Raw genomic sequence first — 13,967 nt, 5'->3', positions numbered from 1 at the left:
TTGGGGGTTGAGACCACCCATCATAGGTCCAGTACCAGGTTCTTGAGGAGCATAGCCGCCCATCATGCCAGGGGCATTCATTGTTTCGCGATATTGTCCACAAGTACAACCAGGACCATGTGGGCCCATTGGTATTTCTCCTGTCCCATAGCCAGAGTCTGTTGTAATAGAGTTCGTTTGATAAGGCCCATATAATAAGCTTTGTTGTTCATCCATGTTCGGATTTTGATAATTCTTCATAGTATCCACCTCTCTTAAGTATTACGTAGGCAATGTTTTTGGGGAACATAACAAAATTTTATTTTGCTTTCATGATAGAAAAATGTTTTATAACCTAAAAATGCCCACTAGACATTTCCCCATATCATATGTCTGTCGGTGTATTATGTGTGAAATCGTAGTATAAATGGGTATTAGCCTTGTTTCTTATTTTCCGAACCACTATAATTTAAAAAAGAGGTGTATGCAATGAATGAACAATTTGTAAATGAAATATTAAATAAACTCCGTGATGGGGAACTAAGTGAGTACTTGGTGAAAAATGATCAGTTTCTCGAGTTTCGAAATACTCTGGTAAAAAGGGAAGATTTTAAGCATTTCCGTGGGATTGCTCTTCATGGCGGGGATGTCCTGTATCGATATATGGAAGTCGCAAGAAGCTAATGGGAAATAAGGCTCGGTCCAATGGTTGACAAATAACATGAAAATCTAGTAAAATTATCTTGAATTCAAGATAATGAAAAAGGGTGGAAATTATGGAAACAAACGAAGCAATCAATGTTCCTAACCTCTCCTTAAAATTTTTTGTCATATTATCTCGTGCATTTCGATCAGTGAATGAGCGAGTTGAAGAGGATGTAAAGGGATACGGATTAAACCTGACAGAATTTGCCGTGTTAGAGCTTCTCTATCATAAAGGTGACCAACCAATTCAACATATTGGTAAAAAGGTCTTACTATCGAGCGGAAGTATAACATATGTTGTGGATAAATTAGAAAAAAAGAATTTTCTTGTAAGAAAACCATGTCCAAAGGATCGACGTGTTACATGGGCATCTATTACCGAGGAAGGTAAAGAGTTTATGGATACTATTTTTCCAAAGCATCAACAGGCAATCGAAGAAATTCTCGGAGGTTTATCTGATTCTGAAAAAGAGGAAATGATGGCCTTATTGAAAAAACTTGGATATCATGCCGAAAAATTATAGATTGCATTAAATAAGGGAATGTAGAAAAAGAGTGAAATGTATATTTCTTGACCTCCCTTTTTAAAAAATACTATACTTTTCAAAGCAAGATGCAAGAAATTTCGAAATAGTATTAGTAGCAAGAAAGGGAGAATTCAAATGGTTACAGAAAAGGTAAAAGACCTTCTTTTAAATAAAATGAACATGATTAAAAAGCCTGGTGAACAGGATATCTGTTTAGTCGGACCTGTAAATTTACCAGTACAGTTAGATGATCAAATTGTGACTTTTCAATGGTATACATGGTTGAAAATTGAGGATGAAATGAGCACAGAGGATGTCCTAAATACTCTTTCTAAAACCAATTTAGCAGCCATGCAGCAATCATCTGTACTCGTATATGGCGATTTTGACTCTGAAAATGATGCCCTGATTAGAATGCACAGTATTTGCCACACTGGTGATATTTTTGGAAGCAAGCGCTGTGATTGTGGCTTCCAATTACGTGAATCAATGAGAATGATTGTCGCGGGTGGATGTGGGGCTCTCTTCTATTTAGCCAATCATGAAGGAAGAGGGATTGGGTTGTTTTCAAAATCACTCGCGTACATCCTTCAGCAAGAGGGCTTTGACACAGTCGAAGCAAATCTCGAATTAGGATTCAAGGATGATAGCCGCAGCTATGAGGATGCAATCCGTGTCCTTTCAGAGCTACGTGCAAAACCTGTTACACTAATCACAAACAATCCAAAAAAATTAGCTGCATTAAAAGAATATGGACTCTTATCAGATACTCATATCCCACTTTGGGGAGATGTCTCAGAATACAATAAAAAGTATTTAACAACAAAAGTAGAAAAGTCAGGCCATATTCCTGCAAAAGAAGAAATCACAACAATCTAATAAAAATGCCACAGGTAAGCCTGACAAAAGGAGGCTTACCTTTTTTCTATGTAAAAGGTAGTATTATTTTAGATTTTGTTAAAAAATAAAGGAAAATGACATACCCTTGTACTATTTATATAGAAGAGACAGAGTGAAATGGGGGAATCGTAGTGGAAAACTATGGTGCACTTATAAAAAAGCAACGTGAATTCTTTTCGACTGGGCAAACAAAGGAACTAGCATTTCGGATTGAAGCTCTTGATAAGATTCGAAAACTAATTAAAAAACATGAAAAAGAAATCATGATAGCACTACATACAGATTTAAATAAATCTGAATTTGAATCATATACAACTGAAATCGGATTTGTTTTAGAGGAAATACGATTTACCTTAAAGAATATTGAGAATTGGGCAAAGCCAAGAAAAGTTAAAACGAGCTTAACGGGCTTCGGCAGTAAAAATTATATAATGCCCGAACCATATGGAGTGGTGCTGATTATTTCACCGTGGAATTATCCGTTTCAACTCGCAATTGCACCATTGATTGGCGCAATTGCTGCAGGAAACTGTGCTATATTAAAGCCTTCGGAGTTAACGCCAAAGACATCAGAATTACTTGCAAGCCTTATTCGTAATAATTTTCAAGAGGAATACATTGCAATTGTTGAAGGCGGAGTTGAAACAAGCACAGCCTTATTAAATGAAAAAACGGATTATATCTTTTTTACGGGAAGTGTGGCTGTTGGAAAAGTGATTATGCAGGAAGCTGCTAAGCACTTGACACCAGTAACGCTAGAACTAGGTGGAAAAAGTCCATGTATTGTCCATAAGGATGCAAATCTTCGGTATGCAGCAAAGCGAATTGCATGGGGGAAGTATATAAATGCTGGTCAAACATGTGTGGCACCAGATTATTTATATGTCCATGAAGACGTAAAGGATGAGTTTTTGAAGCTGTTAACACAATCAATTGATGAATTATACGGAAATACACTACATGAAGAGAGTCAATTTACAAAGATAGTAAGTGAGCGCCATTTCCATAGACTTATCACCTTCATAAGGAATAGTGGGACTCTTTATCATGGTGGTGAATCTGATGCCGAAAAGCATTTACTTGTACCCACAGTGTTAACAGATATAACATGGGGCGATCCAATTATGGAGGATGAAATATTTGGGCCAATTTTGCCTGTAATGGGATATAAGGATATCTTACAAATCATTGATGAAATTAATAATCGACCGAAACCATTAGCACTATATATTTTTTCAGAGGTAGAGCGAGTCCAAAACAAAGTACTTGAATCTATCTCCTTTGGTGGCGGCTGTGTGAATGACACAGTTTATCATTTTACTTCGCCACATTTGCCATTCGGCGGTGTAGGTGAAAGTGGGATCGGAGCCTACCATGGTAAGGGGAGTTTTGATGTTTTTTCACATGAAAAAGGTATCATGAAACAGACAACACGATTTGATTTGCCATTTCGTTATCCTACGACCAAACATGGATTGAAGTGGATTAAAATGATTATGAAATAGCTGTTAACTGGTCAATATGTTTATTACAGTGCTGAGAAGATTGTAAAATTCAAACTGTATTTTCCCAACACCTCCAATATTTAGGTTGTTTTTTTAGTGAGGATTTTTTTTCCAATTGCTTTTTCAGACAACATGTCCCAATGGCTCTAGCTTTCTACCACTTTTTGGACAATGAATTGAAATATTACAGCTGTTACCCTTCTAGTAGACACAAAAACGACGTTTATTAGGAGGAATACAAACATGAAACATCTTAAAAAGATTGGATTTGCAACTGCATTAACATTCTCATTATTAGCATCAAGTGTGAGTGCATCGGCAGCAACTCATACTGTAAAATCAGGTGATACGTTCTGGAATATTGGTATGAAGTATGGTGTCCCTGTATTAAAGCTTATGGAAGTAAATAATCGTACAAGTGATATGATTTATCCGGGAGAAGAGCTTGAAATTCCCGAATCAGTATCTTCACAAGAAAAGGAACTACTAGCACGCCTTGTGCATGCTGAGGCAAAAGGTGAACCATATGAAGGGAAGGTTGCCGTGGCAACTGTTGTGTTAAACCGCGTGGATTCATCAGAATTTCCGGATTCTATTAAAGATGTGATTTACGAGAAAACACCGGGTGGTTCATATGCGTTTAGTCCAGTGGGAAATGATCAAATTAACAAGCCGGCTGATGAAGAATCAAAACGTGCTGTTGATGAAGCTTTATCGTTTCGTGGACAAGGGGAAGGATCATTATTTTTCTTTAATCCGGATAAGTCATCTAACCAATTTATGATGTCAAGAGAAGTAACAACGGTTATCGGTAATCACCGATTTACAAAATAAACCATTGTCAAACACCTATTTCAACTTAGGGAGAAATAGGTGTTTTTATTTATTTTTGAATTCATTTAGGGATAAAGTCTGTGCTCGATTGTTTCAAGGCGTATTTGATTAACTTCTTCCTCATATAGTGTGTATTAAGGGAAAATATCGAAGGGAGAGCGAAATGTATGCCAGCAAAGGTACTGTTATTTGGAGACCCAGGAATTGATGATTCCATTGCAATTATGTATGGATTGCTCAATCCAAATATTGAGATTGTTGGGATTGTTCCTGGTTATGGGAATGTAAAACAAGAACAGGCTACCCAAAATGTAGCCTATTTATTATCCTTAGCGGGCAAAACGGGCATCCCAATAATTGGAGGTGCAAAAGGACCGTTTTCTGGTGAAGTCGTTCCTTATTACCCCGAAATACATGGGGAGGAAGGGCTCGGCCCAATACGTCCACCTGATACACTTCCAACTGCAGAATTACTAAATTTTGATGAGATATTTAAAATTATTGAAAAATACGAAAATGAACTTTATATCGTTGATGTTGGAAGATCGACATCACTTGCGATTGCCTTTCTCCTTGGTGGAGAAATAATGAATAGAGTGAAGGGAATTTATGTGATGGGAGGTGCATTTTTTGTTCCAGGTAATGTCACATCCGAAGCGGAGGCGAATTATTATGGCGATCCCATTGCCTCAAATCTAGTCTGTGAGCGTGCTAGAAACCTCGCCATACATCCCTTAAATGTTACAGTTCAGGCGGTTTTGACTTCTGAAATGGTTGACACGATTGTCCGCCGTGGCGTCAATAGCCCTTACCGTAATTTGATTCGACCGATATTTGATTATTATTATGAGTTCTATAAGAAAAGCATGCCTGGAATTAAAGGAACACCACTACATGATGTAGTTGCCCTAAGTGCAATTGTAAACCCTTCAATTGTGCAATATGCTCGTCGTAGAGTGAAAGTAGAATTGTTCGGGATTTTAAAAGGGGTGAGTGTTGCTGATTTTCGCGCCAATCCAGATAAGGAGCCTGAGGAAACACTAGACCGAATTGCCTTGCGTTTTGATTATGAAAAATTCATTACCGATTTTATTCAGGTAATGTCGATGGGAGATGCCAATAGGTAGTTTTATGTAGTTCTTTCGGATTTCGAAGTAGTTTTTTTGAGGAAATAGTTCATTAGAATTAGATAAATGTTTATAATTTTCGGAAAATATACCCAAGCTTTCTTATCCACATTTGGCATATAATGTGAATAAGGAAGCTTCTATCTATTGCCTAAGGTCAAGCATTACAAAATCTGGACTTTAGGGGGTGATGACATGTTGCTACATCTTGTGCTAGCAATCTTTATTGGGGGTTCAATGGGGTTGTTAGGACATGCTAAAAAACAAGGAAAAATCGAAAAACCTCGTGTAACGAAGCGCTTCATCTACCTTGGCTTCTTAGAAGAAATGATTATTGGAACCGTTGCAGCAGTCTTAATTGTCGTATCAAGTGATACCGACTCGATATTTCGAGTAGTTTTCCTCTCAATTTTAGCAGGCTATGGTGGAGATAGGATCATGCAGAGTTTTGAGTTGGTTAGACGTGTTGAATGTAAGCGAGAAGAGTCACAAGTAACAAAACAAGAACAGGAGAAAAATAGGAAAAATGATGATTCAATGCAAATTTTCGAACAAAAGGAAGAAAGAAATACGTGATTTATTCTAATTGACTCTTTTTGCAGGGAAACTGTGGGAAGGGTCATTTTTATTTTTATGTCAAATGGATAAAGAGGAAAATAGTTATGACATGGGAACATTTGTTACCAATATCATAATGCCAAAAGTAGAGATGTTTCTATGAAAATGGTATAATCAGTAGCAATGATATGAAATGGAGGATTTATCTACATGATTACAGTAACAAACGTAGGTTTGCGTTACGGTGACCGCAAGCTTTTTGAAGATGTTAACATAAAGTTTACACCGGGAAATTGCTATGGACTAATTGGTGCAAATGGTGCCGGAAAATCGACCTTTTTAAAAATCCTTTCTGGTGAGATTGAACCACAGACTGGTGACGTGCATATGACACCGGGTGAGCGCCTTGCTATCTTAAAACAAAACCACTTTGAATATGAAGAGCATGAAGTTCTCAAAGTAGTAATTATGGGACATGCTCGTCTCTATGAAGTTATGCAGGAAAAAGACGCAATCTATATGAAACCAGATTTCTCAGATGAGGACGGAATGAGAGCTGCTGAGCTTGAAGGTGAGTTTGCTGAATTGAATGGTTGGGAAGCAGAATCAGAAGCAGCTATCCTTTTAAAAGGATTAGGTATTCCAGAGGAACTTCATTCGAAAAAAATGGCAGAATTAACCGGTTCTGAGAAAGTAAAAGTGTTATTAGCGCAAGCTTTATTTGGTAAGCCGGATGTTCTTTTACTTGACGAGCCTACCAACAACTTGGATTTAAAAGCAATTCAGTGGCTAGAAGAATTTTTAATTAACTTTGAAAACACCGTAATTGTTGTATCCCATGACCGCCATTTCTTAAATAAAGTATGTACTCATATGGCCGACCTAGACTATGGAAAAATCCAAATCTATGTTGGAAACTATGATTTCTGGTATGAGTCAAGCCAACTTGCTTCAAAAATGGCACAGGATGCAAACCGTAAAAAAGAAGAGAAAATTAAAGAGCTTCAAGCTTTTATTGCGCGCTTTAGTGCAAATGCATCTAAATCTAAACAAGCAACATCTCGTAAGAAACTTTTAGATAAAATTTCACTTGATGATATAAAGCCATCCTCACGTCGATATCCTTTCGTAGGGTTTACACCAGACCGTGAAATTGGTAATGATTTGTTACGGGTTGAGGGACTTACAAAAACAATCGAAGGCGTTAAGGTACTAGATAACGTGAGTTTCATCATGAACAAAGGCGACAAGGTTGCGTTTGTAGGGAAAAGCGAAATTGCCATCACAACTCTATTTAAAATTTTAATGGGTGAAATGGAAGCAGATAGTGGTACCTTCAAATGGGGTGTTACGACGTCACAGGCATATTTTCCGAAAGATAACTCTAAATATTTCGCAGGTGAAGAGCCGACTCTAGTGGACTGGCTAAGACAATTCTCTCCAAATGACCAAAGCGAAAGCTTCCTACGCGGTTTCTTAGGAAGAATGCTTTTCTCTGGAGAAGAAGTATTGAAAAAGCCAAGCGTTCTTTCCGGGGGCGAAAAAGTACGCTGTATGCTTTCAAAAATGATGCTAAGCGGTTCGAACGTATTGTTGTTAGATGATCCAACAAACCACTTAGACCTTGAATCGATTACAGCCTTAAACAATGGCTTAATCGCGTTTAAAGGCTCTATATTGTTTACATCACATGACCATCAGTTCGTTCAAACAATTGCAAATCGCATTATCGAAATTACACCAAATGGTTTGGTTGATAAGCAAATGACTTATGATGAATACCTTGAAAATACCGAGTTGCAAAAACAAGTAGAATCAATGTACGCTTAATTATTAAATGTGTAAGCAAAAAGCCGTCTTCCCAAGGGGAGACGGTTATTTTATTCTATTATTCATCGGAAAGTAATGAATCGCTGCCATCTGAGTCATACGTATTGGATGTACTCACACCAGTATGAATGATGATATTAACACCGGTATTTAATGAACCTGACCCTGCATACGTTTTTCCAGTTGATGCAGGAGAAACATTAAATGAGTTCCCGGCAATAATGGTACCCTCATTCCGATTAATCTCAATTGGTCCTAAAAAGATCGAAGACATATGCTTGTATCCACCTTTCATAATCTCGTAGTACTAGCATATGGCTTCATAGATATTTTGAAAGGTACAAACCCCTACAATCAAAAAAAGATAAGCCATAAAGAGGCTTATCATTTACCTAACAAAGCTAGAATACCCTTAAAAATAAGGACAAATGAAAATACGATAATTGTAATAGCACCGATAATGTTGAATACGGAGTGCAAGCTCACTAACACTGTATCATAAGCAGTTACTTTGATCAGTGCAAAACCAGCCAAAATACATGCCAGAAATAAGAAAATAAATTTATCCAAGTGAATTTCCCTCCTTTACTTCACTATATGTCCCACATTCTAGAAAGTGAGGAATACAAGGAGATTTTAATTATTTTTTAATATTTGGAATAAAAGCAGTTTTTGTGAATAGAATGGTTTTGTTGAATATAGAGAATGGTGAAAAGATAGGGTGGGAAAGATGGCATTAGTAAAAAATTGTATTATTGTTCTGTTGTTTGCACTAATTGTGGTCGGTATGATTTTATATGGAGTAAGGACGATTGAGGCAAAAGAAAACACAACTGCGATGATGCCGAATGACAAAATATACGATGAAAAAACCGTTCACTATTAGGACGGTTTTTTTAAGTTCAGTCATAAAAAAGGAGGCCCAGTATAAGGGCCCCCTAGAGGAAATGGTTATTGTTGTGAACCATTTTTAAGTTGTTGCTGCGCCATTGCTACGAGACGTTTTGTCATTTCGCCTCCAACGGAGCCATTCGCACGTGCGGTCGTATCTGCACCAAGCTGAACTCCAAACTCATTGGCAATTTCTTCTTTCATTTGATCTAGAGCATTTTCGCTACCAGGAACCAATAGTTTGTTTCTTGCCATGATACATCACTCCCGACAGTTTTTTGAGTAACCAGAGGATTACTCATTTTTAAATTGCCACGTTTCGTGGAAATAATTCTTGGGAATTGGGACCAATCTGCTATTTGTGATTTGGGAACAAATAGTGTGGGGTTAGGTCGATAGATTTCGAACTTGGAACCATACTTTTAAGTTTGGATGTATATTTACTGAATTTGGGCAGATATTTTCCAAATTCGCAACGATATCCAACTATTCTACCTTCAAACTACCTTCTTCAAGTTTCTCCATTTCCGCCTTCATCCACTGCGGATCTAATTTTTCTCCGATAAATACTAATGTTGGTTTATAATTCATAAGTTCTTTCAAGTATATCGGAGTGCCATATGAGTATTGGAACAAATAAGTGTTATTAGAATGGGTAAACTTTACATAACCCTTAATTCGATAAATCGTATCAGGCATACTCTTTAACCAGTCCTCAAACAAATCTAGGTCTAATGGGGTCTTAAAATTATGTACATATGTTTTTAGCTTCAAATCAAGATGTACATGTGCCCTTTCATGTGGCTTTCGTACTCCTCTTTTGATTGTACGTAAATCATCAAGTTTTACGGCCGCATATTTCGTTAATAGACATCTTGCATCACTGTTTATTGATTGAATTTCAAAGAGAATTTGACCTTGTTCCATCTCAGACAATTGGTCTACTTTGTTGAGTAATAATACGTCAGCATGGCGAACTTGTTCACGTAAAAGCATTTGTAGTTGGGCACTCAGTGAACTTCTTTCTTTCCATCGATTCACATCAATAAGAGACACAATAGATTGAACAAGTAATTGCTCTGCAAAAAGCGGTGACATACATGCATCCAATACTTCAATCGGATGGGCAACACCTGTCGTTTCAATGTAAATAGCATCAAGGTCATAATCTTGTAAAAGTCCTTGTAAATGCACCTCTAGCTGGCCTTGCATCGTACAACAAACACAACCATTCAACAATTCTTTAAGTGGTGTATTCTCTGAAACGGCATTTGAATCAATTGAAACCTGACCTAACTCATTCATCACGACCGCTACCTTGCGTCCCAATTCTTTTTCTTGGGTAAGAATATGTTGTAATAAAGTGGTTTTCCCACTTCCTAAAAATCCGGATAAAATAAAAACCTCAACTTTTCCCATAAAAACTCCTCTTTTTCTTTTATATAGATAGATGATAACTTCTATTATATCGAATAAATGGTGACAGGGAAGGAATGTTTATTTGACAGATTATTCCGATGTACATATACTAGAAATACTAAGTCGAAAGGAATGGTAAGGGGCAATGGATAACTAATCTTATTTTCGTACCGATTTTTCAATAAAATGAGGGTCCAGAAGGGGGATGAAAGGACCAAGAAGTTCAAGGCGACGTAGCTTTGAGTACCGGAGCGTATGTAATTAATACGTGAGGAACGTAGAAGCAGTCAACACAGAAATTCGATGTGTCATTTTCACCGGACTTTTGAACACCCTCTAAGGAAAAAACGTGTATCTAGAGAATAGGATTAGTATGCCCATTTCCATGTCCATTTGTAAAACTTACATTTGTACGTTTTATTTGTGTTGGTGAAAAATGGGTCCTCTCTAGATGCAGTCTAGGGAGGTTTTTTTATGATTTTAAATATGAGCGGGATTCAGAAAAGCTATGGAGATAAGGTGATTTTAAAAAATATTGAATTGATTGTTCAAAAAAGAGACCGGATTGGAATTGTTGGGAATAATGGAGCCGGGAAAACGACAGTAGCCAATATATTGACTGGGAAAATTGACCATGATCAAGGAACAATCGATAAGCCAGCTGGACCGATTTCAATTGGTTATGTTGAACAGGCTGCAAAAGAGACTCTAACTGACCTAGATGAAACAGCTATATCCGGTAGTTTGTTGGAGCAGACTAGTCTGCTTGGATTAAAGAAAGTACAGACCTGGGACAAAGAAAGAAGGTCACAATTAAGTGGAGGCGAGAAAACAAAGCTATCGTTAGCCAAAGTATGGGCATCAAAGTATGATATATTATTGCTCGATGAACCGACAAATCACCTTGATTTAAAAGGGGTTGAATGGCTGATTGAAAAAATGAAATCTTTTGCTGGTGCAATCATTGTTATTTCCCATGACCGATATTTTCTAGATCAAACTGTACGTCAGATTATCGAAATTGAGGATGGAGAATCGTCTGTTTTTCAAGGCAATTATACGGATTATCAAGTGGAAAAGGAAAGGCTGTATCAAAGCCAGCTGCATCATTTTGACATGCAGCAAAGGTATAAAGAAAAAATTGATACGCAAATGAGTAACTTGCAAAATTGGTCTGATAAAGCTCACCGGCAATCAACGAAACAAGAGGGATTTAAGGAATTTTATCGTGTTAAGGCGAAAAAAATGGATAAACAAATCAAGTCGAAATTGAAGCGACTTGAAAGGGAACTTGAGAAAAATAATGTTGAAAAACCGAAGGAAAAGGAGGAAATCCAATTTCATTTTAAACAGAACAATAAGAGAGGCAAACGTATTGTTGAAGTAAAAAATGGAGGAATGAGATTTGGTGAACGAATTTTATTTCAGAACAGCCATTTTTATATGATGTTCGGTGAAAAAATTGGTATTCTTGGTGAAAATGGCTGTGGGAAGACGACTTTACTTCGTGTCATAATGGGGGAATTAGGGTTTTCAAATGGGGAGTTGTGGAAAAGCCATTCCTTGAAAATCGGTTATCTTTCCCAGGATGTAGCAGACTTGGATGAAACAAAAACAATCATCGAATACCTTGGGCTTACGGTTAAAGATGAAATAAGTGAAGCGAGAACGATTTTTGCAAACATTGGCTTTAAGGCCGACAAAATCAATCAGCCTATTTCTTCATTAAGTTTAGGTGAACGGACTAGGGTTAAACTCGTTAAACTTTTACTAAATGAGGTCGATTTACTTATTTTAGACGAACCAACAAATCATCTCGATTTGGCAAGTCGTGAATCGTTAGAAAAAATGCTGCAATCTTTTGAAGGTACGATTCTAACTGTTTCCCACGATTACTATTTTCTTGAGAAAATGTGTAACAAACTACTCGTGTTTGAAAATCAAGAAATTAAAAGGGTTGAAATGGGGCTAGAAGAATACCGGAGAAGAGATCAGCAAAAAACTGTGAATGTTGAAAACGTAGAAGAAGAAAAACTTTTAATTGATCTTGAGATAAGCGCGGTAATTGGTCAATTATCTATATTGACAAGAGAAGACCCAAAATACGATGAGTTAGATAAAAAATTGGTAATACTTATGAACAAGAAAAGAGAGTTATTGGGATAAATCACCCGTAAAAGCAAGGCACCACTGGGGCGAAATAAGCCCAGGTGGTGCCATTTGTTTTTAAAATGCCCAGTTTCCATTACGGAAGACAGGTTCCACGGTTCCATCTTCTGTTATACCGTCAATATCCATTTCATCTGAACCAACCATAAAGTCAACATGTGTGATACTAGAATTTGCTCCTTTTTTCACAAGTTCTTCACGCGACATCGTTTTGCCACCTTCAATACAGAATGCATATGCATTTCCAATAGCGAAATGATTCGAAGCATTTTCATCAAAAAGTGTGTTGTAAAATAGAATTTTTGATTGTGAAATAGGTGAATTATGTGGAACGAGTGCAACCTCGCCTAAATAGTGACTGCCTTCATCCGTTTCCACTAAACGTTTTAACGTATCTTCACCGGTTTCAGCCTTTACATCAACAATTCTTCCATTTTTGAAGGTAAGGGTAAACTTGTCAATTAAACTTCCACCATAATTCAGAGGCTTCGTGCTGCTAACAAATCCGTTTACACCTTCTTTTGCTGGTACGGTAAATACCTCTTCAGTTGGCATATTGGCTACGAATTCAATATGTTGTTCATTCTCACCACCGCCGCCAATCCACACGTGAGCTTCGGGTAGTTCCACTACTAAATCAGTTCCCGGTGCTTTGTAATGTAATTTCTTGTATTTTTTCTTGTTTAAGTATTCAACCTTCTCATGTAATGCTGCATTATGTTCTTTCCATGCTTGAACAGGATCTGCTACATCCACACGAGTTGCCTGAAAAATCGATTCCCATAATTTCTCCATTTGTTCCTCTGAAGAAAGGTCAGGGAAGACTTTTGCAGCCCAGCTTTCTGATGGAACGGCAATAATTGACCAGCTTACTTTATCAGCCTGGGAATAATTTCGGTATTTTTCCAATGCTTTACCTGCTGTTTTATTGGCATTTGAAATGCGCTCAGGATTAACACCTTTTAACAAATCTGGATTTGAAGAAACAATGGATAAAAAGGCAGCGCCGTTTTCTGCGAGCTCTTCCATTCCTTTTGCCTTCCACATTGGGTAATCAAGAAACGCTTCATCAGGTGCAAGGTCAAAACGTGTGCGTGTAATTTCGTCATCATTCCACTCGATATAAACATTTCTTGCACCTGCCTCGTAGGCCTTTTTTACAACTTTTCTCACATATTCTACCGCTGAAATAGGCGCATTAATTAGGAGGTTTTGCCCTTTTTGAACATTCACTCCAACACGAACAGCTAAATCAGCATACTTTTCAAGCATTTGTTCGAACATAGCCATATGTAATCTCCTTTATATAGTGTAAAACTTAACACAATAGTATGACTTCCACTCTAGTGTAACAGAAACAATTAGCTCGGCGAAATATTTATTTTCAAAAATTATGTACCAGAGGGACGGTTCTTCTGGTTCCTTTAAAGTGAAAATTTTGAAAAAAGGGAACCGCAGGAACCGTCCCCGTGGTTCCTGAAATTATTGTCTTAAAATGAAACCATAACCACTCCTTGCTCGTA

16 protein-coding genes are annotated in these 13,967 nt (G+C 37.3%); 10 read left to right on the top strand and 6 right to left on the bottom strand.

What is annotated here, in order from left to right:
• A partial coding sequence (locus BTHG_RS27005) for a hypothetical protein (protein ID WP_010283234.1) occupies window positions 1-240 on the bottom strand: 240 nt, incomplete at its 3' end.
• A gap of 228 nt (window positions 241-468) precedes the next feature.
• Between BTHG_RS27005 and BTHG_RS05770 the strand changes: the two genes are divergently transcribed.
• The 8 genes from BTHG_RS05770 to BTHG_RS05730 all read left to right on the top strand — a co-directional run bounded on the left by BTHG_RS05770 (window position 469) and on the right by BTHG_RS05730 (window position 7,965).
• Window positions 469-663 carry a hypothetical protein gene (locus tag BTHG_RS05770; RefSeq protein ID WP_010283233.1) on the top strand — a complete coding sequence of 65 codons (195 nt, stop codon included), beginning with the start codon at window positions 469-471 and terminating at the stop codon, window positions 661-663.
• 92 nt (window positions 664-755) lie between these two features.
• Window positions 756-1,208, top strand: coding sequence for a MarR family winged helix-turn-helix transcriptional regulator (locus BTHG_RS05765; protein ID WP_010283232.1), 453 nt, complete (start codon window positions 756-758; stop codon window positions 1,206-1,208).
• A gap of 138 nt (window positions 1,209-1,346) precedes the next feature.
• Window positions 1,347-2,090: a GTP cyclohydrolase II gene (locus BTHG_RS05760; RefSeq protein ID WP_010283231.1), complete on the top strand. Its 744-nt coding sequence runs from the start codon at window positions 1,347-1,349 to the stop codon at window positions 2,088-2,090.
• Window positions 2,091-2,242: 152 nt separating this feature from the next.
• Complete coding sequence (locus BTHG_RS05755; protein WP_010283230.1) at window positions 2,243-3,616, top strand: aldehyde dehydrogenase; 1,374 nt, start codon at window positions 2,243-2,245, stop codon at window positions 3,614-3,616.
• Between the two features lie 243 nt (window positions 3,617-3,859).
• The gene (locus BTHG_RS05750; protein ID WP_010283229.1) at window positions 3,860-4,450 is read left to right on the top strand and encodes a cell wall hydrolase; all 591 of its coding nucleotides are present in this window, start codon (window positions 3,860-3,862) and stop codon (window positions 4,448-4,450) included.
• A 167-nt stretch (window positions 4,451-4,617) separates the two neighbouring features.
• Entirely contained in the window at window positions 4,618-5,577 is a 960-nt protein-coding gene (locus tag BTHG_RS05745) for a nucleoside hydrolase (protein ID WP_010283228.1), read from the top strand.
• 195 nt (window positions 5,578-5,772) lie between these two features.
• Window positions 5,773-6,153, top strand: a complete 381-nt coding sequence (locus BTHG_RS05740) for a DUF4257 domain-containing protein (RefSeq protein ID WP_010283227.1) — start codon at window positions 5,773-5,775, stop codon at window positions 6,151-6,153.
• Between the two features lie 192 nt (window positions 6,154-6,345).
• Complete coding sequence (locus tag BTHG_RS05730; protein ID WP_010283226.1) at window positions 6,346-7,965, top strand: ABC-F family ATP-binding cassette domain-containing protein; 1,620 nt, start codon at window positions 6,346-6,348, stop codon at window positions 7,963-7,965.
• Window positions 7,966-8,023: 58 nt separating this feature from the next.
• On the opposite strand, the gene BTHG_RS05725 is transcribed toward BTHG_RS05730, so the two are convergent.
• Together BTHG_RS05725 and BTHG_RS05720 are read right to left on the bottom strand one after the other, a co-directional pair.
• On the bottom strand, window positions 8,024-8,239 hold the full coding sequence (locus BTHG_RS05725; RefSeq protein WP_010283225.1) for a spore germination protein: 216 nt from the start codon (window positions 8,237-8,239) through the stop codon (window positions 8,024-8,026).
• A gap of 110 nt (window positions 8,240-8,349) precedes the next feature.
• Window positions 8,350-8,535 (bottom strand): hypothetical protein, encoded by a 186-nt coding sequence (locus BTHG_RS05720; protein WP_010283224.1) that lies wholly within the window; start codon window positions 8,533-8,535, stop codon window positions 8,350-8,352.
• Window positions 8,536-8,695: 160 nt separating this feature from the next.
• Between BTHG_RS05720 and BTHG_RS26670 the strand changes: the two genes are divergently transcribed.
• Window positions 8,696-8,851, top strand: a complete 156-nt coding sequence (locus tag BTHG_RS26670) for a hypothetical protein (RefSeq protein WP_157256126.1) — start codon at window positions 8,696-8,698, stop codon at window positions 8,849-8,851.
• A gap of 65 nt (window positions 8,852-8,916) precedes the next feature.
• Here BTHG_RS26670 and BTHG_RS05710 read toward each other — a convergent pair whose 3' ends face one another.
• Together BTHG_RS05710 and BTHG_RS05705 are read right to left on the bottom strand one after the other, a co-directional pair.
• Window positions 8,917-9,111, bottom strand: coding sequence for an alpha/beta-type small acid-soluble spore protein (locus BTHG_RS05710; RefSeq protein ID WP_010283223.1), 195 nt, complete (start codon window positions 9,109-9,111; stop codon window positions 8,917-8,919).
• Window positions 9,112-9,342: 231 nt separating this feature from the next.
• On the bottom strand, window positions 9,343-10,275 hold the full coding sequence (locus tag BTHG_RS05705; protein WP_010283222.1) for a CobW family GTP-binding protein: 933 nt from the start codon (window positions 10,273-10,275) through the stop codon (window positions 9,343-9,345).
• A gap of 474 nt (window positions 10,276-10,749) precedes the next feature.
• Here BTHG_RS05705 and abc-f point away from each other — a divergent pair, with 474 nt between their 5' ends.
• Window positions 10,750-12,441 (top strand): ribosomal protection-like ABC-F family protein, encoded by a 1,692-nt coding sequence (gene abc-f, locus BTHG_RS05700; protein ID WP_010283221.1) that lies wholly within the window; start codon window positions 10,750-10,752, stop codon window positions 12,439-12,441.
• Window positions 12,442-12,501: 60 nt separating this feature from the next.
• On the opposite strand, the gene BTHG_RS05695 is transcribed toward abc-f, so the two are convergent.
• On the bottom strand, window positions 12,502-13,734 hold the full coding sequence (locus BTHG_RS05695) for an aminopeptidase (RefSeq protein WP_010283220.1): 1,233 nt from the start codon (window positions 13,732-13,734) through the stop codon (window positions 12,502-12,504).
• Between the last annotated feature and the right edge of the window lie 233 nt (window positions 13,735-13,967).

Origin of the sequence: Bacillus timonensis (assembly GCF_000285535.1) — a bacterium.
Taxonomy (GTDB): Bacteria; Bacillota; Bacilli; order Bacillales; family Bacillaceae_L; genus Ferdinandcohnia; species Ferdinandcohnia timonensis.
Note: the sequence above shows the minus strand (reverse complement) of the source record. Positions and strands in the feature narration are given on the sequence as shown.